Raw genomic sequence first — 23861 nt, 5'->3', positions numbered from 1 at the left:
GCTTCCGGCAACGCGTGTGGCATCAGCCCACACTGTGCTCAAGGCTGATAGCCAACAGTTTTTGCGCTTCCACGGCGAATTCCAGTGGCAGCTCGGAGAAAACGTCTTTGCAGAAGCCGTTGACGATCATTGAGATCGCATCTTCTTCGCTAATGCCGCGCTGCAGGCAGTAGAACATCTGGTCTTCACCAATACGCGAGGTCGTGGCTTCATGTTCCAGCTGTGCCGTGTTGTTGCGCGTTTCCACATATGGGAAGGTGTGCGCACCGCATTCGGCACCAATCAGCATCGAGTCACACTGGGTGAAGTTACGCGCGTTGGTCGCGGTTGGCATGATTTTCACCAGACCACGATAGGTGTTCTCACTCTTACCGGCAGAGATCCCTTTCGAGATGATGGTCGACTTGGTGTTCTTACCAATGTGGATCATCTTGGTGCCGGTATCCGCCTGCTGACGGCCGCTGGTCAGCGCCACGGAGTAGAACTCACCCACGGAATAGTCACCGCGCAAAATGCAGCTTGGGTATTTCCAGGTGATGGCTGAACCGGTCTCAGACTGCGTCCAGGACATCTTGCTGTGGTCGCCTTCACACAGCGCACGCTTGGTCACGAAGTTGAGGATACCGCCCTCGCCTTCACCGCCCGGGAACCAGTTCTGTACGGTGGAGTATTTCACCTCGGCATTTTTGTGGATGATCACCTCAACCACTGCGGCGTGCAGCTGGTAGGTGTCACGCACCGGGGCTGAGCAGCCTTCGATATAGCTGACATAGCTGTCTTCATCGGCGATCAGAATGGTACGTTCGAACTGACCGGTTTTCGCCGCGTTGATACGGAAATAAGTCGACAGCTCCATCGGGCAACGCACGCCTTTAGGGATGTAGACAAAAGTCCCGTCTGAGGCCACTGCAGAGTTCAATGCCGCGAAGAAGTTATCGTTGTGGGGAACCACAGTACCGAGATACTTCTGCACCAGCTCTGGATGATCGTGAATCGCTTCGCCGAATGAGCAGAAGATAATGCCTTGCTCAGCCAGTTTGTCACGGTAGGTGGTGGAAACGGATACGGAGTCAAAAATCGCATCAACTGCGACTTCACGTCCTTCACGTACCGGAACACCCAACTGATTGAAAGCGTCTTCCACTTCTTTGGTCAGGTAATCGCTTGACGCGACGCTGCCAGAGGTTTGCTTCGCACCCGGTTCAGACGCGCAGCTATCATCACAGTTGCCGCAAGACGGCGCGGAATAGTAGCTGTAGTCCTGATAATCGAGTGAGGCGTAGTTAGCTTTCAACCAGTGTGGCTCTTCCATCTCTAACCAGGCACGGAAAGCCTTGAGGCGGAATTCCAGCATCCACTCAGGTTCGTTACGTTTGGCCGAAATAGCACGCACCACATCTTCATTGATGCCGTGTGCCAATTCGTCGGTTTGCAACTGGGTAAAGAAGCCTTCTTTATAATTCAGGCTACCTTCCCACGTTTGTACATCGTCAGATGCTTCGCTGTGTCGTGACATTTTACTTACTCGACGCCAAAGCTCTCACCGCACCCGCAGGCGTGCTGAGCTTTAGGGTTGTTGAATTTAAAAATCTGGTTCAGGCCTTCACGGACATAATCCAGTTCGGTACCGTCAACAAACGGCATAGCCTGAAGAGGCACAAATAATTTTGCGCCGAATTGCTCAAACGTCAGGTCGTCATCGGCTGGCTCTTTTGTCAGATCCATAACGTACCCAAAACCGGCACAGCCGGACTGCTTCACACCCAATCTAAGGCCCTTAACTTCAGGATCCGCCTCAACCAGGTTAAGAATCTGTTTCGCTGCCGATTCGGTCAGCGTAAGCCCTTTCCAGACGAAATCGTCGGGTGAAAAGGAAGCTGCATTTACTGATGACATAGTGCTACCTCGTAAGTCTGGGCCTTTTCAGGCTATCCCCCTATGGTAGTGATATCAGATACCACTTCAACCTCTTGTTTTGCAGGGATAATCATCTCGTGCTGTTTTTTACTGTTGCTTTATTAAGCATAGTCTCTTCAATCGAGCTTGTGAGCGGCATTCCCGTGCGCGCCACACCCGCGTAACCCGTTAAAATGACGTAAAATTTAGAAATTCAACTTTACGACATCGTCATGATTGATAGGTTACGCCTTTCTTCAATGTAAAGAGATTGTTATTGCCGATTTTAGTAACAGGCAAAGGAAATTAATAAAATTTCATTGCGGGAATTGCATTCCTGACGCGGTTGAATATGATAATGATTATCATTAACCCATTTAAGGTAGCGACATGACGCTTACCGTCTCAGCCTGGTTACAACACAAAATCGATGAATATAAGTTTTCAGTGCGTGATATCACCGTCGACTTCTACATGGCTCAGGCTAAGCTCAACCGCACCGATTGTACTATTGACCAACTGCGTCGCTTTAACGACACCTGTCTCGACATGGCAGAAATCTGCGAGCTTAACGGCGACGACCAAAGCTATCTGCATGCCATGGGCAAGCTCCATCACCGCTTAGTGCAGGAGATGGGCAATGCCGATCGCGACCGTTTATTCCGTATTCAGGCCTATCAACTGGCGCGCCTGTCGTTGACTCGCTTGTGTCATCAACTGGCGCTCAGCGGCGAGTGGGATAAAGCCACCAGCCTGCAGAGTGATTTCGTCCGTCACGCAGGCTGGATATTCTAATCCAGCTTTGTAACGACTCCTACAATTTGTTTACATCATTTCCAGTAATGCCTGCAGCGGATGGCGAATGCCATTGCCCTCGGCGCGTTTAACCTGGCTGCGACAGGAGAAACCTGTCGCCAGACAACGCTGACGTGGCAGTTTCTGTAACTGCGGATGCCATGAGAGTTCGTAGATGCCGAGCGAATTTTCGAGGTTCTTGCTCTCATGTCCGTACGTCCCCGCCATACCGCAACACCCGACGTTGACGTTCTCCAGCTTCGCACCGAAACGCGCAAAGATGTCCTGCCACTGATTCGGCGATGAGGGCAGCGCAGTGACTTCAGTGCAGTGTGCAAACAGATACCAGGCCTCGCCGCTGGCAGTCTGCACCGCGCGCGCATCCAGGGCTTGCTGCAACCATTCGTGGACCAGTTGCACCTTGAACTCACCGCGCTGCTCACCCAGCACTTCCTGATATTCATCGCGATAACACAGTACCGTTGCGGGATCGACCCCAACCATCGGCATTCCCAATTGGGCGACACGATTAAGAAACTCGGCGGTTTTGCCGGCAGTGCGCGCAAAGCGCTGCAGGAAGCCTTTCACATGTTGTGCTTTGCCATTGGGTGAGAAGGGTAACAGCACCGGGCGGTAACCCAGCTTCTCAATCAATTTGACGAAATCGGTCACCAGCTGCGCTTCGTAATAGCTGGTGAACGGATCCTGCACCACCAGTACACAGTTTTCACGCTGCGCCATATCCATCGCTTCCAGCTGTTCCAGCGTCAGGCTCATCGCCGGGTGCCCACCGAGCTGCTGTTTTAGGCTTGGAGATGAAAGCAATGGCAGATCGACCATACCAATGTGGGTTTTACTCAGATCGCGCACCCACGGCTGCTTCAGGAAGAAGTTGAACACCTTTGGCGCTTTGGCCATCAAAGGCGCATAACTCTCTACCGTTGCCACCAGATGATCGCTCATCGGACGCAAATAGCGCGTGTGATAAAGCTGCAGGAAGCGCGAGCGGAAGCCCGGTACATCAATCTTAATCGGGCACTGCGTCGAACAGGCTTTGCAGGCTAAACAGCCTGACATTGCTTCTTTCACTTCATGAGAAAAGTCATACTCGCCCTGCTTCGCGTGCCAGGAGTTACGCGTGCGTTGGATCAGGGTGCGCAGGCTGGCACCCTGTTTCGGCAGCGCCTGTTCCAGCTGCGAGGGATCAACGCCCTGCTCTGACAGCAAACGCAACCATTCACGCGTTAGCGTCGCGCGTCCTTTCGGCGAATGGATACGGTTGCGGGTAATCTTCATCGACGGGCACATCGGGCTGCGCGCATCAAAGTTGAAGCATAAGCCGTTGCCGTTGCACTCCATGGCACCGCGCCAGTCAGTGCGCACCGTGACCGGAATCTGACGATCGTAAGTGCCGCGTTTCACCGCATCCACCTGCATCATCGGCTCGTTGCTGCCCAGCGGGGTGCAAATCTTGCCGGGGTTCAGGCGATTATCAGGATCGAAGGCGGCTTTAATTGCGCGCAGTTCGTTGAACAGCGTCTCGCCAAAAAATTCCGGGCTGTACTGCGCGCGGAATCCTTTACCGTGTTCACCCCACAGTAATCCGCCGTAGCGTGCGGTCAGCGCCACCACCTCGTCGGAGATTTGCTTCATCAGCATCTCTTGCTGCGGATCGCACATGTCGAGCGCAGGACGGACGTGCAGCACACCGGCGTCCACATGGCCAAACATGCCGTAACTCAGGCCATGGCTATCGAGCAAGGCGCGGAAATCGACGATGTAATCCGCCAGTTGTTCTGGCGGAACTGCCGTGTCTTCCACAAACGGAATCGGCTTCGCGCGCCCTTTGGCGTTACCCAGCAAGCCCACCGCTTTTTTGCGCATATTATAGATGCGCTCGATACCGCCTAAGTCATTACACAGTTGATAGCCGATCACACCGCCCTGCTGCTGCGCCATCAGCTCATCCAGTCGACCGCACAGGCTGTTGACCTGCTGTTCAATCAATTCGCCATCATCACCGGCAAATTCAACAATATTCAGGCCGAGCATTTCCTTGTCCGGCACATCGGTAATAAGCTCTTTTACCGAATGCCAGACAATATCCTCACGTGCCAGATTCAACACTTTAGAGTCCACGGTTTCCACTGACAGCGCTTTGGCTTCCACCATGAAAGGGGCATTACGCAGTGCAGAGTCAAAGGAGTCGTACTTGATGTTCACCAGACGACGCACTTTCGGGATCGGCGTGATGTCCAGACGCGCTTCCGTAATAAAGGCCAGCGTCCCTTCTGCACCGCATAACAAACGCGTCAGATCGAAGGTTTGCATGTCATCGCTGAACACATGACGCAAGTCATAACCGGTCAGGAAGCGGTTAAGCTTAGGGAATTTATCCAGAATCAGGTCACGCTGATCACGACAGCGATTCAGCACCTGATGATAGATACGCCCTTCGGCTGTCGGTGTTGTTGCTAATTGCTCAGCCAGTTCGGTGGGCATCGCGCGGGTATCCAGGATATCGCCGCCGAGCAGAACCGCCCGCAATCCCTCCACGTGATCCGAGGTTTTACCATACACCAGCGAACCCTGCCCGGATGCATCGGTATTGATCATGCCGCCTAAGGTAGCGCGATTACTGGTGGAGAGCTCCGGCGAGAAGAAGAATCCATAAGGCTTCAACCAGGCATTGAGCTGATCTTTCACCACGCCCGCTTCCACACGCACCCAGCCCTGTTCAGGATTGATTTCAAGGATGCGATTCATGTAGCGCGACATGTCGACCACAATGCCCTGATTGAGTGACTGACCGTTGGTACCCGTTCCGCCGCCGCGTGGGGTAAACACCAGGCTGTTAAAGCGCGTTTCGCCCGCCAAACGAGCGATTAACGCCACGTCCGCCGTCGAACGCGGAAACAGCGCGGCATCGGGTAACAGCTGATAAATGCTGTTATCGGTAGAAAGCGAGAGACGATCGGCATAACTGGTGGCGACATCGCCGGTAAAGCCTTGTTCTTTTAATGACTGCAGGAATGTCAGCACCAGTTGAACGAGGCCTGGCGCCTGGGAAATCTGTGGGATCATTATTGCGTGACCGAGATGTTGTAAACGTTTGCGTGGTTATTTTTTTCAATCACTGGTTTTATCATATTTTTTTAATGGCTGCTGTTTTTTCAGGAAAGACCTCCGCGACACCTGCTTTTTTCTGTTTAATTTTCAGGAAATAGCTCATCATTGATCAGGGCCCACGCGGTCCACCACGAAGGATTAATTGAGGTCAAAACGTTGTGATGAAAAGCCTGCAACGCGGTATGGATCTACCGCAACTGCTGTTCTCGTTGATGTTCATTCTCATCATGATCATCGCCTGCCTGTGGGTGGTTCAGCCCTTTATCCTAGGGTTTGCCTGGGCCAGCATGGTGGTGATTGCGACCTGGCCATTAATGATCCGTTTGCAGCATTTGCTGTGGGGACGACGATCGCTGGCGGTGATCGCCATGACCATTCTGTTACTGCTGCTGTTTATTATTCCCATTGCCCTGCTGGTGAGTAGCCTGATCGACAACAGCGCGCCGGTGATTGCCTGGGCCACGCAACGTCATCTGGTTTTCCCGGATTTTGTCTGGCTGCGCGAAATTCCGTATGTCGGCAACAAAACCTACTCCAGCTATCACAAAATGGTCGATGGCGGCGGTACGGCGATTCTGAATCAACTGCAGCCTTATATTGGTCGCACCACCGGCTTCTTTGTGGCGCAGGCCGGCCACTTTGGCCGCTTTATGATCCACCTCGCTGTGATGCTGCTGTTTAGCGTGTTGCTTTACTGGCGCGGTGAGCAGGTCGGCCACGGCATTCGTCACTTCGCTTATCGTATGGGCGGACGTCGCGGCGATGCTGCGGTGCTGCTGGCTGGGCAAGCGATTCGTGCCGTGGCGCTGGGTGTGGTGGTGACGGCGCTTGTGCAGGGTGTGCTGGGCGGTATTGGCCTGGCGATTTCCGGCATCCCTTATGCCACCTTGCTCACCGTGCTAATGATTCTGACGTGCCTGGTGCAGTTGGGGCCCTTGGTGGTGCTGGTACCGGCTATCATCTGGCTCTACTGGAGTGGCGATACTACCTGGGGCACGATACTGTTGGTATGGAGTTGCGTGGTCGGCACGCTCGATAGCGTATTGCGTCCGATGCTGATTCGTATGGGCGCGGATTTGCCGATGATTCTGATCCTTTCCGGCGTTATCGGGGGATTGATCGCCTTTGGCATGATTGGACTGTTTATTGGCCCGGTGGTGCTAGCGGTATCTTATCGTTTGGTTTCCGTGTGGATGCATGAAGCGCCTGCCCCGGATGATGACCCGCAAACGGCCATCGAAGCTCTTGCCGAACACGAGGAAGAGCAACCTTAAAGCTGACCCTTTCCGCGAGCGGTGCAAATAAATGCACCGCCTTCTTCTCCCACTTCTGATTTGCCTTACCTACCGCGCTGAAAGCAACTTAATCGCTGTCACATAATTGCCTACACCACCCTTTATTTTTCATAAGCGATTTTTAAGAAAAAACGCAGATTTAGGCGCTTTAGGTGGATTTCGCCAACGGAATGATTATTTTTCGAACTGAATCATCAGGCGCAACCGTTAAAAAAGCTCAGAAAAGATTATCAGCTTTAAACTAATAAGAGGATTCTTAAAGACGCCAGCAAGCCTGATGAATAACATGAATCCTATGTTTGAGATCAAACCACTGATTTTTAAACAACCTTTTTCCCCTGAGTAAAGTGAAGAATTGCTGTGTGTAGTCTTTGCCCATCCCCTGTGATGGGCTTTTTTTTTGTACTTTTTATGGATAAAAAAAAGGCCAGCAGCGCTGGCCTTAATGATTTCATCAAGGACGCTTCAGATTTACCCCGAACGCGCCCTAATTGATGTCTGATTACTGCTTAGCAGCATCCAATTCCGCCAGATTTAACCAGGTTTGCACCACGGTATCTGGGTTCAATGACAGGCTATCAATACCCTGCTCCATCAACCACGCAGCGAAGTCTTCATGATCTGAAGGACCCTGGCCACAAATTCCAACATATTTGCCTTGTTTCTTGGCGGCCTGAATCGACATCGACAGCAGCGCCTTCACCGCTTCGTTGCGCTCATCAAACAGTGCAGACACCACGCCAGAATCGCGGTCCAGACCCAACGCCAGCTGTGTCATGTCGTTCGAACCGATAGAGAAGCCGTCGAAATACTGCAGGAACTGTTCAGCCAGCAAGGCGTTTGATGGGATTTCACACATCATGATTACCTTCAAGCCGTTCTCACCGCGCTTCAGACCCTGCTTACCGAGTTCTTCCACCACGGCCGCCGCCTGGTCAACGGTACGCACAAACGGAATCATAATCTCGACGTTAGTCAGACCCATTTCGTTACGCACACGTTTCACGGCTTCACACTCCAGCGCGAAGCAGTCGCGGAAGCTGTCTGCCACATAGCGCCCCGCGCCACGGAAGCCCAGCATCGGGTTCTCTTCTTCTGGCTCGTAACGCTCGCCGCCCACCAGATTGGCGTATTCGTTCGATTTAAAATCAGAGAGACGCACAATCACGCGCTTCGGCGCAAAGGCCGCGCCCAGGGTGGCAATGCCTTCGGTCAGGCGCGCAATGTAAAACTCAACCGGATCATCGAAGCCCTTCATCATTTGACGAATCTGCTGCTGCAATTCTGGCGTCTGCTGGTCAAACTCCAGCAGCGCTTTCGGGTGCACACCGATCATACGGTTGATGATGAACTCCAGACGCGCCAGACCAACACCTTCATTTGGCAGACAGGCGAAGTCAAAGGCGCGATCCGGGTTACCGACGTTCATCATGATTTTCAGTGGCAGGTCCGGCATAGTATCCACTTGCGAACTGGTCACTTCAAAGTCCAGCAGATCCTGATACACATAACCGGTGTCGCCTTCAGCACAGGAAACGGTCACCTTATGCCCATCTTTCAGGTAATCGGTGGCATCGCCACAGCCAACGACGGCAGGAATGCCCAGCTCACGTGCGATGATCGCCGCATGGCAGGTACGGCCACCACGATTGGTCACAATCGCGGAGGCCTTCTTCATGATCGGTTCCCAATCCGGGTCGGTCATGTCGGTGACCAGCACGTCACCTTTCTCGATGCGATGCATTTCGCTGATGTCATGAATCACTTTCACTTCACCCGCGCCAATGCGATGGCCGATGGCACGGCCTTCGACCAGCACCTTGCCTTTCCCTTGCAGGTTATAGCGCTCCATCACCTGACCGTTAGAGCGCACGGTTTCCGGACGCGCCTGCACAATGAACAATTTGCCGGTGTGACCATCTTTCGCCCACTCGATATCCATTGGGCGCTTGTAGTGCTGCTCAATCAACACCGCCTGGCGCGCCAGATCCTGCACTTCGTCATCGGTCAGGCTAAAGCGGTCACGCTGCTCCTGATCGACATCTTCAATGCGCACCTGCTCACCGTGCTCCTGAGAATCGGCATACACCATGCGGATCTTTTTGGAACCCATAGTGCGACGCACGATGGCCGGGCGATTGGCTGCCAGTGTGGGTTTGTGCACGTAGAATTCATCCGGGTTCACCGCACCTTGCACCACCATCTCACCAAGACCGAACGCCGAGGTGATAAAGACCACCTGGTCGAAACCGGATTCGGTATCAATGGTAAACATTACGCCAGAAGACGCGAGATCGGATCGCACCATGCGCTGAATACCCGCTGACAGGGCAACGCCACGATGGTCGTAGCCCTGGTGCACGCGGTAAGAGATCGCACGATCGTTAAATAAAGAAGCGTACACGTGCTTCACGGCCACCAGCACCGCATCAAAGCCCTGCACGTTAAGGAAGGTCTCCTGTTGCCCCGCGAACGAGGCATCGGGCATGTCCTCAGCGGTGGCGGATGAGCGCACCGCAAAGGAAGCGTCGGCATCATCAGAGGAGAGTTGCTCATAGGCAGTACGAATCGCCTCTTCCAGCTCAGGCAGGAATGGCGTGTCCACGACCCATTGACGAATTTGTTTACCGGCCTTAGCCAGCTCTTCAACATCATCAATATCCGTTTTGTCCAGCAAATCATAAATGCGCTGGTTCAGTCCGCTTTGATCGAGAAACAGATTAAAGGCGTAAGATGTCGTGGCATAGCCGTTAGGCACGGAGACGCCCAGTGACGACAAGTTAGTAATCATTTCTCCCAGGGAAGCATTCTTGCCCCCCACCCGATCAACATCATGCATGCCAAGCTGGTTGTACCAGAGCACTAGCGACTGTTGGTCTTGATTGGACATTGAGATTATCCTTCATTTAAATGATTGGAGCACATGGAACATTTTGCTATTCGCCAAAACAGCCTGGCACAATCAATAAATAAAGACTAAGTGTTGAATCGTTAAAGCAGAAAAAGAAACGCAAATTCGGACTAGTTCCCGCTGGCATCAAAGTTGCGCAACTGTCTTATTTAACGCCGACACATTGCCGCAACGATATTTTTCCCCTTTTCAGAGGGTTAGCCATTGCTTTTTGTTGCGCAACAGATTCAGACTTTATTTTTACCTTGTGATAAAAATTGCGGGGAAATTGCCGTTTTCAAAACAGCATTTCATCTAATATTGTTCATCACAAAAATAAAATTCCAGCAGAAAGCACTCACGATATGGATATTTCATTTTATTTTTAATTAAAATGAAACATCGGCAATGACATTGTTACGCAAAAGTAAATAAGAGGGGATTTCGCCTATGAGCACTGAGCGCAGTGTGTTCTACATTTCAGACGGTACCGCCATTACCGCGGAGGTATTGGGGCATGCCGTGCTGTCGCAATTCCCCGTGAATATCAACAGCGTGACCCTGCCCTTTGTTGAGAATGTTCAGCGAGCTCAGGCGGTGAAGGCGCAGATTAACGCGCTGTATCAGCAAAGCGGCGTACGTCCGATTGTGTTCTTTTCCATCGTCACCCCGGATGTGCGCGAAATCATTCTGGAAAGCGAAGGATTTTGCCAGGACATCGTGCAGGCGTTAGTGGGTCCGCTGCAAAGTGAGCTTGGCGTATCTTCAATGCCAGTGGCGCATCGAACCCATGGTCTGACGGCGAGCAATCTCGGCAAATATGATGCGCGTATTGCCGCGATTGATTACACCCTGGCGCACGATGATGGTATCTCACTGCGTGGTCTGGAGGATGCACAGGTCATTTTGCTCGGCGTCTCTCGCTGTGGCAAAACACCCACCAGCCTCTATCTGGCGATGCAGTTTGGTGTGCGTGCGGCAAACTATCCCTTTATCGCCGATGACATGGATAACCTGAAATTGCCGCCGGCGTTACGCGCCCATCAACATAAGCTGTTTGGATTAACCATCGATCCTGAACGTCTGGCGGCGATTCGGCAGGAGCGTGCAGAAAATACCCGTTATGCCTCGATGCGCCAGTGCCGCCTGGAAGTGGGGGAAGTGGAAGCGCTCTTCCGCACGCATCAGATTCGTTACCTTAACAGTACCAACTATTCGGTAGAGGAGATTGCCACCAAAATCCTCGACATTATGGGTCTGCGTCGCAGCATGTATTGATCTGTACGCCAGGCCGTAAAGCCTGGCTTCCGTCTTGTTTCGCTCACCTTTCTCTTTAGCGGGTTGAATTCGCGGCCTATTGGTTTATTGTGACCACCATCACTTCCCGGTATTTCACCGTTGCGAAGAACAGATTTTGAGAATCTCAATGAACAAGACTGATGAACTGCGTACCGCGCGCATCGGCAGCCTGCAAACGCCCGCTGTGCTTGCGCAAGAACACCCCATTTCACCGGAGGTGGCGGCCACCGTCACCGCTGCGCGCCAGCGTATTGCACGCATTTTGACCGGTGAAGATCCACGCCTGTTGGTGATTATCGGCCCGTGCTCGCTACACGACCCTAAAGCTGCGCTGGACTATGCCGAACGCCTCAACGTGTTACGCGAACGTTACCAGGATCGTCTGGAAATCGTGATGCGCGCTTACTTCGAAAAACCGCGCACGGTGGTCGGCTGGAAAGGATTGATCTCAGATCCGGATCTGGATGGCAGTTTCGACGTTAATCGCGGCATCGCCATTGCTCGTAAACTGTTGCTGGATATCAACGCCACCGGTATGCCGACCGCCACCGAGTTCCTTGATATGGTGATCGGCCAGTTTATTGCCGACCTGATCAGCTGGGGCGCCATTGGTGCACGCACCACGGAGAGTCAGATTCACCGTGAAATGGCATCGGCGCTGTCGTGCCCGGTCGGATTCAAAAACGGTACAGACGGCAATGTGCAAATCGCAGTGGATGCGATTCGCGCGTCACGCGTCAGTCATATGTTCCTGTCTCCGGATAAACACGGTCAAATGACGATTTACCAGACCAGCGGCAATCCGCATGGTCATGTGATTCTGCGCGGTGGCCGTCAACCTAACTACCACGCCGAAGATGTCGCGGCCGCGGCCGCAAACCTGCGTGACTTTAATTTGCCGGAACAGCTAATCATCGACTTCAGTCATGGTAACTGCCTGAAACAGCATCGTCGCCAGCGCGATGTTGCGGATGATGTGGCAGCACAAATTCGTGCGGGATCACGTGCGGTGGCGGGTGTGATGATTGAGAGTTTCCTGCAGGAAGGTAATCAGAAAGTGGTGAGCGGCGAGCCGTTAAACTACGGTCAGTCCATTACCGATCCCTGCCTGAGCTGGGAAGATAGCGCCGAAGTGCTGGAGAAACTGGCTGCCGCGGTCGACAGCCGTTTTTAATCACCTTAGCTGGAGCAACTCACCTCCAGCGTTTTGCCCCACTCTGGCGGCCGTTGGCGTAACTCTGCACTGACGGCCGCATCATCAAATGGCTGTTGTAAAGCCAAATGGAGCCGCTCCAGCGCCGCCTTCTCACCCTGCTCGACTTCTTCAATCACCTGCTGTGCCAGATAATTGCGCAACACCAGCGCTGGGTTGGCCGCCTTCATGACCTGCTGGCGTTGTTCATCTGATGCCTCATCCTGCAGCAGACGTTGACGATAGCCGTCGTACCAGTGGTCAAACGCCTCGCGGTCGATAAATTCATCACGCAGCGGCGAACGCTGTTGATGCTGCTGCGTCTCACTCAGTAAGCGAAAGGTCAACGTGTAATCGCTTCGCTCTTGTATCATCAGCGACAGCAGTTGCGTCAGAATCGCGTTGTCATTGGCATCAGCGGTCAGAAGGCCCAGTTTAGCGCGCATCTTCTCACCCCAGACCCGCATCAGTTCCGTTTCATAATGGCTGAGCGCCTGTTTTAACTGATCCGTGCTCATCAACCCTGACAATGCATGCGCCAGACGATTGAGGTTCCACAAACCAATCATCGGCTGATTCTCAAAGGAATAACGCCCCTGATAATCGCTGTGATTGCAGATGAATCCGGGTTGGTAATCATCAAGGAAGCCATAGGGACCATAATCCAGCGTCAGTCCGAGGATCGACATGTTGTCGGTGTTCATCACGCCATGCGCAAAGCCTACGCTCTGCCAGTGGGCGATCAGGCTGGCAGTGCGTTTCACGATATCGGTAAACCACAGCACATAGCGGTCAGCGTCATCGCTTAACTCTGACCAGTGATGATGAATGGCGTAATCTGCCAGTTGCCGGACCTTATCCTGCTCGCCGCCATAGTAAAAATGTTCAAAGTGACCAAAACGCAGATGACTCTCAGCGATGCGCATCAGCATTGCCCCGCGTTCCTGCGTTTCACGCAGCACTGGCTCATCGCCAATCGCCAGAGCCAGCGCGCGAGTGGTGGGAATCCCCAAATGGTGCAACGCTTCCGAAGCCAGGAACTCACGCACGCTGGAACGAATCACCGCCCGGCCATCACCCATACGCGAATAGGGTGTCAATCCCGCCCCTTTCAAATGCCAGTCGAGTTTACGTCCGTTCGTCAGTTGCTGTTCACCCAGCAGAATGCCCCGCCCGTCGCCCAGTTGGCCGGCCCACACACCAAATTGATGTCCGCTGTAAACCTGCGCCAGCGGGGCCATACCTGGCAATAGCTCACGACCACTCCAGACGCCGTGCCCCTGCCCAGTGAAGAGCCCGGCATCCAGTTCCATTTCTGCCGCCAGCGGCGCGTTATGATAGAACAGCCGCCCGCCTTCCAACGGCGTTGGCATCAGCGCCGTATAGCATCCCGGCAGCTCTTGCTGCCAGCTATTAATAAATTGCATCACCACTCCAGAAGGTGCACACAAAAAGCACCAACAGTGAGTTTAAAGAATAGGGTTCAGTGTAACGCTGGGCGTCAGCGGATGACAGTTGAAAGGACTACTGCTGTGAAGGGGTGTGCGAAGTCACATCAGGATAAATAAGATCACCTAACCGTTCCGCTTTGACAACCGGGAACAAATTGCCTTGTAGTTGAGCTCCGCTCAGCGTGCTGACTTTCTCCAGCATGAGGTTATCGTCAACACCACATATTATGAGCTGATCGGCATAATCTGAGAAATTATCGATGACCGTTTGGATAAATGGTGTAAAAGATGCACGTTTAGCCAGGCCTTGTATAAAGGTTTTATCCAGTTTCAGTACACTAAAGAGATTATCGTAAACTGCGGTTGCAGGTGCTTTACCCGCACCAAATTGGGAAAGTGATAAACGGAATTCCTGCTGTAATGTTGCCAGAAGTGGCTGCGATTTTCCGCGCGCTAATTGCGGAAACGTTTCGCTAATATCGAGAATAATAAAAGGAAGTTGTTTAAATTTCCTTAACAGAAATTCACTTTCAAGCAGCGTTAACGCCATCGAATCATCAATACGAACCAAAGCGGTAATTTGATGTAGCTCAAAAAAGTCACGGTACTTTTCCAGTAAAGAAAGCTGGCTCTGCATTAACCGTAATTGCTGCGCATCGTCTAATTGCGGCAACAGCAAATCCTGCGGCAGCGTAATAGGTGCGCTGTCGTGGACGAATTGCGTCACCAGCTCGACCGCAGTCAGCTGGCCCGCCAGTGTGTAAACTGGATAGAACCAGGTTTCCGACTGATAGTCGGCAGATAAATGGACTTTCATTTTAGCAGCCAGAGGCAGTGGCAATTGGCGCATCGTATATCAATGAAAACGGTCAGGCAATAGGACCAAACGTTAGAAGAGACGCAATTTTGTGCCTGATTAAACCGTTTTAAGCCATAAATAAAACTTAAGCCAAATAGCCGAGGGGGTTGTCCATACTCATTAAATAAATTCAGTCTTATTTTTAGTATTTATGCGAGCACAGGTAAAGTGCCATTTTAAATGAGAGTTAAATTTGAGGGGAATTCAATAATAAACCGGCTGAAAAACCATGAAGAGAATAGGTCATTCAGCACTGGTATGGTAATCATTCAGATACGACGTGCCTGCCAAAATACCTTGCGCCAATAGACATTATCCAGTGAAGAGCGAATCACCCCCTGGCTGGTAGAAGCGTGGATGAAGGTGTTATCGGTATCATAAATACCCACATGCAGGCCATTCTCTCCGCTGCCCGTTTTAAAGAAGACCAGATCACCGGGCAGCAAATCGCGTTTATCAATGCGAGTGCCAATATCCGTCTGGTCAACGGTAGAACGCGGCAGTTGCATATCGAATTTATCGCGGAAGGTCAGATAAACAAAACCAGAGCAATCCACACCGCCTCGACTTAACCCGCCGTAGCGATAAGGCGTGCCACGCCAGCGACCTAACTGATCGTTGAGTTGAGCAATCACGGTGATGGAATCATAAAGGCGGCCATTCGGCGGCGGCGCGTGATGGCTACTACACCCAACCAGCAGCAGCATCAGAAGAAATACCGTTATTCGCATCAGAATGTCCCTAAATCCGTCGCCCGGATGACACTTTAGCGGCAAATCTGCTTAACAGGCAATGTTATTCAGGGAATAAACAGCAGAGGGCCTTGCGGTGTATCTAATTGTTGAAACTCGGTTTGGTACAACGGAGAGAGATTGGCGGCGGTTAAGACGTCCCGCGCACTCCCCTGCATCACCACTTCCCCCTGATGCATCAATCCTACGCGGTCGGCATGGCGCAGACTGTGGTTAAGATCATGGCCGCTGGCAATCACCGCAATACCGGCGTGGCACAGCTGGAGCAGCAATTTATCCACGGCTCGCTGCTGCGCGACATCCAATGCCGTCATCGGCTCATCCAGAATTAAAAGCTTGCCGTGAGGATTGATCGCCGGATGGATTTGCATCACTACTGCCGCCAGCCGCACACGCTGCCATTCGCCACCAGAGAGCTGCGTCAGTTGACGGGGTAATTTGTCGTGTATGCTGAGTTGCGTCAGCACATCATTGAGTGTGACATCTACCTGCGGCGACGCCGAAGAGAAATGCAGACGCAGATAGTGCCAGACGGGCATGGTCCCTAACGCGGCCTGTTGTTGCGGTAACCAGGCACGCCATTGAGCCAGTGCAGCCCCGCTTAAGCGGCTCAACGACGTTCCTGCTAGCTGAATCACGCCTTGAGCCGGCAATAATCCCGACAGCGCACAGAGTAAAGTACTTTTTCCCGCGCCATTCGGGCCCACCAAATGTATCCATTCACCTGCATTGACGCTGAGATCAACCGGAGCCAGACGTCCCGCGACGCTGACTCCCTGACACTGCAACAGCATTTACTCTGCCAGCGCCTGCTCAACGCGTTTCAGGATGATCGGATCATCAGGCGTCATATCCGGAGAGAAACGCGCAATCACCTTACCCTGTTTGTTGATGAGGAATTTTTCGAAGTTCCACAAAATGTCGCCCTCGGCTTTTGGTGCACGTCCTTTACTCACCATACGCTCGAGGAAACCGCTGCCTTCAGGACGTTCGGCTTCTGGCTGTGCCGCCGTTAACTGCGCATACAGCGGATGACGATCTGCACCGTTCACATCGGTTTTATCGAACATCGGGAAAGTCACACCATAAGTGGTGCTGCAGAAGGTTTTGATCTCTTCGTTGCTGCCCGGCTCCTGCTCCAGAAACTGGTTGCAGGGGAAACCCAGCACGCTAAAGTTTTTGTCCTGCCAGGCTTTCTGCAGTGACTCAAGCTGCTCATACTGCGCCGTCAGCCCACATTTTGACGCCACGTTGACCACCAGCAGTACGTTGTCCTGATACTGTTCCAGCGTCGTTTTTTCGCCGTCCAGGGTAACCAGTTCTGTCTGATAAATGCTCATTGTCGATTCCTGTTGTTGAGACCAAGATGCCAGCCATTGCTAGCGCGAAGATTTCACTAATAGCACGATAAACAGCGGTGCGCCGAGGGTGGCGGTGACCACGCCAATCGGCAACTCTGCCGACGTCAGCACCAGTCGGGCGATAATATCTGCCCCGAGGAGCACCGCAGCCCCTGCCAGCGCCGAGGCGGGCAGCAGGTATCGGTGATCGCTAAAACCGCTTAAGCGTAACAGATGAGGGATGACCAATCCGACAAACCCGATGGCACCGGCCATCGCCACGCTGGCGCCAACCAGCCAGCCCATCGCCAACACTAACAGGTTACGCCATAACAATAACGGCAGGCCTAGCTGACGCGCCGAGGTTTCCCCCAGTGAAAGTAAATTCAGCGTCCGAGCGGTGGCTGTCAGCAGCAGAGTGACCGGCAACAGCGCTAGCATCATCCAGCCATAGCGCCAGTCAATACCGCCAAAGCCGCCCATCATCCAGTACATTAACTGCCGTAGATCGAGGCTGGTGCTAAAGTACACGGCCCATGTCATCACTGCGCTACAGATAATGCCGAGCGCGACCCCCGTGAGCAATAAGCGGCTGGCTGAAAGCTGACGATGGGCAAAGTGCAGCAGGATCAGCGTGATCAATAATGCGCCCGCCATCGCCGCCAGCGTCAGGCTCCATAATGAGCCATTGCCCAGCATGACACCCAACACTAACCCAATGCCCGCGCCATTGGATACGCCAAGCAGGCCGGGTTCTGCCAGCGGATTGTTGAACAGCGCCTGCATCACCACACCACACACCGCCAGCGCAGCGCCCACCAGCAGCACCGCCAGCGTCCGCGGTAAGCGCAACTGCCAGACGAAGAGTTCACCGTTAGAGGAAAACCATTGGGTTGGCGATATCCAGATGTCTCCGGCGCACAGGCTGAGAATAAACAGCAGCAGCAGAATGGCACCGAGCAGCATCAGCCAGCGCTGGCTACGACGGTCGGCCTGACGGGCAAGCTGGTCCAACAGAGTCATAGATAAGATTGGCAGAGAAAACAGAGATTTGATTGTAGTGGGATTGTGGCAAAAAGAAAGCGGCACCGAGTGGGTGCCGCTGAGCAACGCTTACTGATGAGGCGGGATCGGTTGACCGTGATTATCACGCTTGTCGTGGCTATCACGCGAGTCATGATGCTGGTCGCGCGGCTGCGGTTTGTTATCATGGTGCGGCGCATTGCCCGGGTGCTGTGGCTGCCAGCCGTTACCGTTCCAGTAACCGTGCGGGCCTTTGGTGCCGATGCGTTGATTTTGGTGCTGTTTCCACCAGGTTGGCGCACGCCAGTCGTAGCCATCCCAGTAGTAGCCACGTTTATCTTGATCACCGATATGAATAGAAACACCCGGTGTGTTGATGTTAACGGAAACATTGGCGCTAGCCAGCAGCGGCATGCCTAACAGGATGCCCAGTAAAAGTGCTGTCTTTTTCATCAGCAATACCCCTTGTTATGTGATGGCGCTGTTATAACAAATGGATTGCCGCAGTCACTATCAGCCAGTGCCGATTTTCATCCTATTTTCCGGATACTTACGAAATCCTGACATTATGGAAAGATTGCGCAGAACGGCCATTTTACAGCCAATAAAAAAGGCCGCTAAGCGGCCTTTTTATCATACTGAAATTAGTCAGCGTCCTTCGGTGTCGCGTTCTCAACGCGACTTTTCAACTTCTGTCCCGGACGGAAGGTCACCACTCGGCGGGCAGTGATAGGAATATCTTCCCCCGTCTTCGGGTTACGGCCCGGACGTTGGTTTTTGTCACGCAGATCAAAATTACCAAATCCGGACAGTTTAACCTGTTCTCCGTTTTCCAACGCGCGGCGAACTTCTTCAAAGAAGAGCTCAACCAACTCTTTGGCATCGCGTTTGCTCAACCCGAGTTTTTCAAACAGGTACTCTGACATTTCAGCTTTTGTAAGCGCCATAGGTTCAATCCCTCAAGGTTGCCTGGAATCGCTCTTTTAATGCCGCAACGCATTTGGCAACGGTCGCGGCAATCTCCTCTTCTTCGAGTGTCCGGCTGGTATCCTGCAAAATCAGGCTAATCGCGAGGCTCTTTTCGCCCTCGTTCACGCCCTTACCACGGTACACGTCAAACAAGTTTACGCCAACTACCTGATTTACGCCAACTTTCTTACACTCCGCGATGATATCTGCTGCGGGCACGTTTTCAGCCACTACCACAGCGATATCACGACGGTTCGCCGGGAAGCGTGAAATCTCGCGCGCGTCAGGCAGGACGCGGTCTGCGACCTTATTCCAAAGCAGTTCAAACACTAAGGTGCGGCCGTTGAGATCCAGCTTACGTTCCAACTCCGGATGAACCACTCCGATAAATCCGATTCGTTCGCCGCGTAAATAAATTGCCGCGCTCTGTCCCGGATGCAGCGCCGGATTGGCTTCTGCACGGAAAGAAATCTCATCAAGTTTACCGGTCAAATCCAGTAACGATTCTAAATCGCCTTTTAAATCATAGAAGTCAACTGTCTGACGCGCCAGATCCCAATGCTCTTCATAGCGATTACCGCTCAGAACGCCCGCCAGCATAAGATCCTGGCGGATACCGAGATCGGCCTGCGTATCAGGAACAAAGCGCAAACCGCTCTCAAACAGGCGCACACGGCCTTGCTGACGGTTCTGGTTATACACCACCGCACCAAGCAGACCGGTCCACAGTGACAAGCGCATTGCCGACATATCGCTGGAAATCGGGCTTGGCAGGATCAGCGCTTCTTCACCCGGATGCAGCAGCTGCTGCACTTTCGGATCAACGAAGCTGTAGGTAATCGCTTCCTGATAGCCTTTATCGACGAGCAGGTTACGCGCACGCTTCAGCGACAGATCCGCTTCGCGATGCTTCGTCATAATCAGGCTGGCTTTCACCGGCACGTCTGGAATGTTGTTGTAGCCGTATACGCGGGCCACTTCTTCAACCAGATCTTCTTCAATCGCCATATCGAAACGCCAGCTTGGTGCAACGGCTGTCCACTCGCCATTGCCCACGGTCACTTCGCAACCGAGACGCGTCAGGATATCGGTGACCTGCTCATCGCCGATCACGTGGCCAATCAGGCGGTCCAGCTTTTCGCGACGCAGAGTAATGGTGGCGCGCTCAGGCAGCTTGCTGGCGTCAGTTTGATCGATAACCGGACCCGCTTCGCCGCCACAAATGTCCAGCAGCAGCTGGGTGGCGCGTTCAATGGCTTTAAATTGCAGGGCCGGATCAACACCACGCTCGTAACGATGCGACGCGTCGGTATGCAGACCCTGACGACGAGCACGGCCAGTGATCGCCAGCGGTTCAAAGAAAGCACACTCGAACAGCACATTTTGGGTTTCTTCGTTCACACCAGAGTGCTCACCACCAAAAATGCCGCCCATCGCCAGCGCTTTCTGATGGTCAGCAATCACCAGCGTGTCGCTGCTGAGTTTCGCTTCGGTGCCATCCAGTAAGGTCAGGACTTCACCCTCTTCCGCCATGCGTACCACAATGCCGCCGTCAATGCGGTCGAGGTCAAAGGCGTGCATCGGCTGACCGAGTTCCAGCAGAACGTAGTTGGTGATGTCCACCACCGGGTCGATAGAACGGATGCCGCAGCGACGCAGTTTTTCACGCATCCACAGTGGCGTTGCCGCTTTCACATTGATGCCTTTTACTACGCGGCCCAGATAACGTGGGCAAGCGTCGGTGGCATCTACGCGAATCGGGAAGGTATCGGTAATGGTCGCTTTAACCGGCTCAATCGTTGGCTCGGTGAGCGGCAAACCGTTGACTACCGCCACATCGCGCGCAATACCGATAATAGCGAGGCAATCGGCACGGTTTGGCGTTACGCTGATTTCGATGGTGTTGTCATCCAGCTGCAGGTAGCTGCGGATGTCAGTGCCGATAGGCGCATCAGCAGGCAGTTCAATAATGCCGCTGTGATCGTCGGAAATACCCAGCTCAGAGAACGAGCACAGCATGCCTTCTGAAGGCTCACCGCGCAGTTTCGCGGCTTTGATTTTGAAGTCGCCTGGCAGTACAGCGCCGACGGTCGCCACGGCGACTTTCAGGCCCTGGCGGCAGTTTGGCGCGCCACAGACGATATCCAGCAGGCGCTCGCCGCCCACGTTGATTTTGGTCACGCGCAGTTTGTCTGCGTTCGGATGCTGGCCGCACTCCACCACTTCACCCACGACCACGCCATTGAACGCACCCGCGACCGGATCCACGCCGTCCACTTCCAGGCCGGCCATGGTGATTTGCTCAGACAGCGCAGCGCTGTCCAGGGCTGGATTTACCCATTCGCGTAACCAGAGTTCACTGAATTTCATTGGATAACCTGCCCTTATTTAAATTGTTTGAGGAAACGTAAATCATTTTCGAAGAAGGCGCGCAGATCGTTCACGCCGTAACGCAGCATGGTCAGACGCTCCATTCCCATGCCGAAAGCGAAGCCAGAGTAGACTTCCGGGTCGATGCCCACATTGCGCAACACATTTGGATGCACCATGCCGCAGCCCAGCACTTCCAGCCACTTGCCGTTTTTACCCATCACATCCACTTCCGCGGAGGGTTCGGTGAACGGGAAGTAAGAAGGACGGAAGCGAATCTGCAGGTCTTCTTCAAAGAAGTTGTTCAGGAAATCGTGCAGCGTGCCTTTCAGGTTAGTGAAGCTGATGTCTTTATCGACAATCAGACCTTCCATCTGATGGAACATTGGGGTGTGCGTTTGATCGTAGTCGTTACGATACACGCGACCTGGCGCGATGATGCGGATCGGCGGCTGCTGGTTTTTCATGGTGCGGATCTGCACGCCAGACGTCTGGGTGCGCAGCAGACGGGTGGCATCGAACCAGAAGGTATCGTGGTCAGCACGCGCCGGATGGTGGCCAGGAATGTTGAGTGCGTCGAAGTTATGATAGTCATCTTCGATTTCCGGACCAGTGACCACCGCAAAGCCCAACTCGCCGAAGAAGTTTTCTATACGGTCGATGGTACGAGTCACCGGGTGCAAACCACCGTTCTCAACGCGACGACCAGGCAGCGAGACATCAATGGTCTCTGCGGCGAGGCGCGCATTCAGCTCAGCGCTTTCCAGGGTGTCTTTACGTGCGTTAAGACGATCCTGCACCTGCTGCTTCGCTTCGTTAATCACCGCGCCTGCTGCCGGACGGTCTTCCGCTGGCAGTTCACGCAGGGTGGTCATTTGCAGCGTCAGATGCCCTTTCTTACCCAGGAATTCGACGCGCACGGCGTCCAGGGCGGCGATATCCGACGCCTCGTCGATAGCGGCCGTGGCACGGGCCACCAGGTCTGCGAGTTGGGACATGATTTCCTCTTCTTCCAGCCGGGCTGGTCAGTTCTTGTAAGGACCGTGAGATCCGATTAAGTGTCGCCAGAAACAAAAAAGCCTCCACGAGGGAGGCTTTCAGCGCGATTTTTCGTTTCTTTTCTTATGCGCAAAAGCCCCCGATTGTCAGGCGCTAAAGTAAAAAAAGAAACGGAAAATAGCAGCGTGCATGCTTGCGTTACCTTGTCTTGATAGAAACCGCACTATTGAAAAGCCCTGCGGTTAAAATGTCAATCTTTTGCGTGAGTTGCAGGCAATAAAAAAGGGAGCAAGCTCCCTTTTTCATCTGACTTACGCCAGAGCTGATTTTGCTTTTTCGACCAGTGCCGTGAAGGTCACTTTGTCGAATACAGCGATGTCAGCCAGAATCTTACGGTCGATTTCAATAGAGGCTTTTTTCAGGCCATTGATGAAACGGCTGTAAGAGATACCGTTCTGACGGGCCGCAGCGTTGATACGCGCGATCCACAGCTGACGGAACTGACGCTTACGTTGACGACGGTCACGGTAAGCATACTGACCAGCTTTGATAACAGCCTGGAAAGCAACGCGGTAAACACGTGAACGTGCACCGTAGTAGCCTTTAGCTTGTTTTAAGATTTTCTTGTGACGTGCGCGAGCAATTACACCACGTTTTACGCGAGCCATGTGAGCTCTCCTATATCATATTCTGTGATGCCCTATTCCCTGCAGTACGCAAAGTGTTCAGGCAGATTTATAAAAAGTTTACTTATGCGTACGGCAGGCAGGCAACAACCAGACCCAGATCGCCTTTAGACACCATGCCTTTCGGACGCAGGTGACGTTTACGCTTGGTAGACTTCTTAGTCAGAATATGACGCAGGTTCGCGTGCTTACGCTTGAAGCCGCCAGAAGCGGTCTTCTTGAAGCGCTTAGCCGCGCCACGGACAGTTTTAATCTTTGGCATTTTTACAAATATCCACTTCGCATTGTTAATAAAATGAATCAGACAGGCGAATAAGATTCCGCACAGCGCGAACGCTGCGCGGAATTATTACTTGAAGGCCTACTGTTTCTTCTTCGGTGCGAGCACCATGATCATCTGGCGGCCTTCGATCTTAGTCGGGAAGGACTCGACAATGGCCAGATCCAGATCTTCACACAGGTCTTTACGGACGCGGTTAAGCACTTCCATACCGATCTGCTGGTGCGCCATTTCACGACCACGGAAACGCAGCGTGATTTTGGCTTTATCGCCCTCTTCCAGAAAGCGAATCAGGTTGCGTAGTTTGACCTGATAGTCGCCATCATCGGTACCAGGACGGAATTTGATTTCCTTAACCTGGATAACTTTCTGCTTCTTCTTCTGTTCCTTAGAAGATTTACTCTTTTCATAAAGGAACTTGCCGTAATCCATAATACGGCAAACCGGCGGTTCGGCGTTCGGGCTGATTTCAACTAAATCTACGCCAGCTTCTTCGGCTTTCTCAATTGCTTCGCGCAATGTCACAATGCCAAGTTGCTCGCCGTCTACGCCAGTTAAGCGCACTTCGGTAGCACGGATTTCGCCGTTGATACGGTTCGGACGCGTCGGTTGTACTCGTTTTCCGCCTTTAATAAC

General features: G+C 53.0%; 22 protein-coding genes, 1 other RNA gene and 1 other annotated feature. Of the genes, 5 read left to right on the top strand and 18 right to left on the bottom strand.

What is annotated here, in order from left to right:
* Positions 1–22 precede the first annotated feature (22 nt).
* Both sufB and sufA read right to left on the bottom strand, forming a co-directional pair.
* On the bottom strand, positions 23–1516 hold the full coding sequence (sufB, locus tag AC6I8L_RS08445) for a Fe-S cluster assembly protein SufB (protein ID WP_038647310.1): 1494 nt from the start codon (positions 1514–1516) through the stop codon (positions 23–25).
* 5 nt (positions 1517–1521) lie between these two features.
* Positions 1522–1896, bottom strand: coding sequence for a Fe-S cluster assembly scaffold SufA (sufA, locus tag AC6I8L_RS08440; protein ID WP_038647312.1), 375 nt, complete (start codon positions 1894–1896; stop codon positions 1522–1524).
* Positions 1897–2286: 390 nt separating this feature from the next.
* Between sufA and AC6I8L_RS08435 the strand changes: the two genes are divergently transcribed.
* A complete protein-coding gene (locus tag AC6I8L_RS08435) occupies positions 2287–2691 on the top strand; it encodes a hypothetical protein (protein WP_045813973.1) in 405 nt (134 codons plus the stop codon).
* 30 nt (positions 2692–2721) lie between these two features.
* Here the strand turns inward: AC6I8L_RS08435 and ydiJ are convergent, their stop codons facing one another.
* On the bottom strand, positions 2722–5775 hold the full coding sequence (ydiJ, locus tag AC6I8L_RS08430; protein ID WP_058959748.1) for a D-2-hydroxyglutarate dehydrogenase YdiJ: 3054 nt from the start codon (positions 5773–5775) through the stop codon (positions 2722–2724).
* Positions 5776–5981: 206 nt separating this feature from the next.
* On the opposite strand from ydiJ, the gene ydiK reads away from it, so the two are divergent.
* On the top strand, positions 5982–7094 hold the full coding sequence (ydiK, locus tag AC6I8L_RS08425) for an AI-2E family transporter YdiK (protein ID WP_034821692.1): 1113 nt from the start codon (positions 5982–5984) through the stop codon (positions 7092–7094).
* Between the two features lie 316 nt (positions 7095–7410).
* Positions 7411–7518: antisense sRNA RprA (rprA, locus tag AC6I8L_RS08420), an RNA gene on the top strand.
* A 99-nt stretch (positions 7519–7617) separates the two neighbouring features.
* Here rprA and ppsA read toward each other — a convergent pair.
* Positions 7618–10005 (bottom strand): phosphoenolpyruvate synthase, encoded by a 2388-nt coding sequence (gene ppsA, locus AC6I8L_RS08415; protein WP_058959747.1) that lies wholly within the window; start codon positions 10003–10005, stop codon positions 7618–7620.
* Positions 10006–10455: 450 nt separating this feature from the next.
* On the opposite strand from ppsA, the gene ppsR reads away from it, so the two are divergent.
* Positions 10456–11283 (top strand): posphoenolpyruvate synthetase regulatory kinase/phosphorylase PpsR, encoded by an 828-nt coding sequence (gene ppsR, locus AC6I8L_RS08410; protein ID WP_058959746.1) that lies wholly within the window; start codon positions 10456–10458, stop codon positions 11281–11283.
* Between the two features lie 148 nt (positions 11284–11431).
* The gene (locus AC6I8L_RS08405; RefSeq protein ID WP_058959745.1) at positions 11432–12478 is read left to right on the top strand and encodes a 3-deoxy-7-phosphoheptulonate synthase; all 1047 of its coding nucleotides are present in this window, start codon (positions 11432–11434) and stop codon (positions 12476–12478) included.
* A gap of 5 nt (positions 12479–12483) precedes the next feature.
* Here AC6I8L_RS08405 and AC6I8L_RS08400 read toward each other — a convergent pair whose 3' ends face one another.
* The 14 genes from AC6I8L_RS08400 to infC form a co-directional block, all read right to left on the bottom strand.
* The gene (locus AC6I8L_RS08400) at positions 12484–13923 is read right to left on the bottom strand and encodes a protein adenylyltransferase SelO (RefSeq protein WP_058959744.1); all 1440 of its coding nucleotides are present in this window, start codon (positions 13921–13923) and stop codon (positions 12484–12486) included.
* Between the two features lie 97 nt (positions 13924–14020).
* Positions 14021–14764 (bottom strand): EAL domain-containing protein, encoded by a 744-nt coding sequence (locus AC6I8L_RS08395; RefSeq protein WP_058959773.1) that lies wholly within the window; start codon positions 14762–14764, stop codon positions 14021–14023.
* Between the two features lie 311 nt (positions 14765–15075).
* Positions 15076–15537, bottom strand: a complete 462-nt coding sequence (locus AC6I8L_RS08390) for an NlpC/P60 family protein (RefSeq protein ID WP_058959743.1) — start codon at positions 15535–15537, stop codon at positions 15076–15078.
* Positions 15538–15605: 68 nt separating this feature from the next.
* A complete protein-coding gene (gene btuD, locus AC6I8L_RS08385; protein WP_058959742.1) occupies positions 15606–16352 on the bottom strand; it encodes a vitamin B12 ABC transporter ATP-binding protein BtuD in 747 nt (248 codons plus the stop codon).
* Positions 16353–16898: a glutathione peroxidase gene (locus AC6I8L_RS08380; RefSeq protein ID WP_058959741.1), complete on the bottom strand. Its 546-nt coding sequence runs from the start codon at positions 16896–16898 to the stop codon at positions 16353–16355. It lies immediately after the preceding gene.
* Between the two features lie 39 nt (positions 16899–16937).
* Positions 16938–17921: a vitamin B12 ABC transporter permease BtuC gene (gene btuC / locus AC6I8L_RS08375; RefSeq protein ID WP_058959740.1), complete on the bottom strand. Its 984-nt coding sequence runs from the start codon at positions 17919–17921 to the stop codon at positions 16938–16940.
* Between the two features lie 90 nt (positions 17922–18011).
* Positions 18012–18374, bottom strand: coding sequence for a DUF2502 domain-containing protein (locus AC6I8L_RS08370; RefSeq protein WP_058959739.1), 363 nt, complete (start codon positions 18372–18374; stop codon positions 18012–18014).
* Positions 18375–18565: 191 nt separating this feature from the next.
* Positions 18566–18868, bottom strand: a complete 303-nt coding sequence (ihfA, locus tag AC6I8L_RS08365) for an integration host factor subunit alpha (protein ID WP_007892687.1) — start codon at positions 18866–18868, stop codon at positions 18566–18568.
* 4 nt (positions 18869–18872) lie between these two features.
* The gene (gene pheT, locus AC6I8L_RS08360; RefSeq protein WP_058959738.1) at positions 18873–21260 is read right to left on the bottom strand and encodes a phenylalanine--tRNA ligase subunit beta; all 2388 of its coding nucleotides are present in this window, start codon (positions 21258–21260) and stop codon (positions 18873–18875) included.
* Between the two features lie 14 nt (positions 21261–21274).
* Complete coding sequence (gene pheS / locus AC6I8L_RS08355) at positions 21275–22258, bottom strand: phenylalanine--tRNA ligase subunit alpha (RefSeq protein ID WP_034821723.1); 984 nt, start codon at positions 22256–22258, stop codon at positions 21275–21277.
* 71 nt (positions 22259–22329) lie between these two features.
* Positions 22330–22455, bottom strand: a sequence feature (Phe leader region).
* Positions 22406–22450: a pheST operon leader peptide PheM gene (gene pheM, locus AC6I8L_RS08350; protein ID WP_121626058.1), complete on the bottom strand. Its 45-nt coding sequence runs from the start codon at positions 22448–22450 to the stop codon at positions 22406–22408. Its footprint overlaps the feature before it by 45 nt.
* A 115-nt stretch (positions 22456–22570) precedes the next feature.
* Positions 22571–22927 carry a 50S ribosomal protein L20 gene (gene rplT, locus AC6I8L_RS08345; RefSeq protein WP_007892678.1) on the bottom strand — a complete coding sequence of 119 codons (357 nt, stop codon included), beginning with the start codon at positions 22925–22927 and terminating at the stop codon, positions 22571–22573.
* Positions 22928–23009: 82 nt separating this feature from the next.
* Positions 23010–23207: a 50S ribosomal protein L35 gene (gene rpmI, locus AC6I8L_RS08340; RefSeq protein WP_006118955.1), complete on the bottom strand. Its 198-nt coding sequence runs from the start codon at positions 23205–23207 to the stop codon at positions 23010–23012.
* A gap of 99 nt (positions 23208–23306) precedes the next feature.
* Entirely contained in the window at positions 23307–23858 is a 552-nt protein-coding gene (infC, locus tag AC6I8L_RS08335; RefSeq protein ID WP_034821726.1) for a translation initiation factor IF-3, read from the bottom strand.
* Positions 23859–23861: the final 3 nt, after the last annotated feature.

The sequence above is a fragment of the Type-E symbiont of Plautia stali genome, assembly GCF_059731115.1.
The sequence above is the reverse complement of the archived record's forward strand: the minus strand, read 5'-3'. Positions and strand labels throughout refer to the sequence as shown.

What these genes read in the sequence shown, in the direction of transcription:
- sufB (WP_038647310.1), bottom strand. Translation starts at nt 1,516, where the DNA reads ATGTCACGACACAGCGAAGCATCTGACGATGTACAAACGTGGGAAGGT.
- sufA (WP_038647312.1), bottom strand. Translation starts at nt 1,896, where the DNA reads ATGTCATCAGTAAATGCAGCTTCCTTTTCACCCGACGATTTCGTCTGG.
- AC6I8L_RS08435 (WP_045813973.1), top strand. Translation starts at nt 2,287, where the DNA reads ATGACGCTTACCGTCTCAGCCTGGTTACAACACAAAATCGATGAATAT.
- ydiJ (WP_058959748.1), bottom strand. Translation starts at nt 5,775, where the DNA reads ATGATCCCACAGATTTCCCAGGCGCCAGGCCTCGTTCAACTGGTGCTG.
- ydiK (WP_034821692.1), top strand. Translation starts at nt 5,982, where the DNA reads ATGAAAAGCCTGCAACGCGGTATGGATCTACCGCAACTGCTGTTCTCG.
- ppsA (WP_058959747.1), bottom strand. Translation starts at nt 10,005, where the DNA reads ATGTCCAATCAAGACCAACAGTCGCTAGTGCTCTGGTACAACCAGCTT.
- ppsR (WP_058959746.1), top strand. Translation starts at nt 10,456, where the DNA reads ATGAGCACTGAGCGCAGTGTGTTCTACATTTCAGACGGTACCGCCATT.
- AC6I8L_RS08405 (WP_058959745.1), top strand. Translation starts at nt 11,432, where the DNA reads ATGAACAAGACTGATGAACTGCGTACCGCGCGCATCGGCAGCCTGCAA.
- AC6I8L_RS08400 (WP_058959744.1), bottom strand. Translation starts at nt 13,923, where the DNA reads ATGCAATTTATTAATAGCTGGCAGCAAGAGCTGCCGGGATGCTATACG.
- AC6I8L_RS08395 (WP_058959773.1), bottom strand. Translation starts at nt 14,764, where the DNA reads ATGAAAGTCCATTTATCTGCCGACTATCAGTCGGAAACCTGGTTCTAT.
- AC6I8L_RS08390 (WP_058959743.1), bottom strand. Translation starts at nt 15,537, where the DNA reads ATGCGAATAACGGTATTTCTTCTGATGCTGCTGCTGGTTGGGTGTAGT.
- btuD (WP_058959742.1), bottom strand. Translation starts at nt 16,352, where the DNA reads ATGCTGTTGCAGTGTCAGGGAGTCAGCGTCGCGGGACGTCTGGCTCCG.
- AC6I8L_RS08380 (WP_058959741.1), bottom strand. Translation starts at nt 16,898, where the DNA reads ATGAGCATTTATCAGACAGAACTGGTTACCCTGGACGGCGAAAAAACG.
- btuC (WP_058959740.1), bottom strand. Translation starts at nt 17,921, where the DNA reads ATGACTCTGTTGGACCAGCTTGCCCGTCAGGCCGACCGTCGTAGCCAG.
- AC6I8L_RS08370 (WP_058959739.1), bottom strand. Translation starts at nt 18,374, where the DNA reads ATGAAAAAGACAGCACTTTTACTGGGCATCCTGTTAGGCATGCCGCTG.
- ihfA (WP_007892687.1), bottom strand. Translation starts at nt 18,868, where the DNA reads ATGGCGCTTACAAAAGCTGAAATGTCAGAGTACCTGTTTGAAAAACTC.
- pheT (WP_058959738.1), bottom strand. Translation starts at nt 21,260, where the DNA reads ATGAAATTCAGTGAACTCTGGTTACGCGAATGGGTAAATCCAGCCCTG.
- pheS (WP_034821723.1), bottom strand. Translation starts at nt 22,258, where the DNA reads ATGTCCCAACTCGCAGACCTGGTGGCCCGTGCCACGGCCGCTATCGAC.
- rplT (WP_007892678.1), bottom strand. Translation starts at nt 22,927, where the DNA reads ATGGCTCGCGTAAAACGTGGTGTAATTGCTCGCGCACGTCACAAGAAA.
- rpmI (WP_006118955.1), bottom strand. Translation starts at nt 23,207, where the DNA reads ATGCCAAAGATTAAAACTGTCCGTGGCGCGGCTAAGCGCTTCAAGAAG.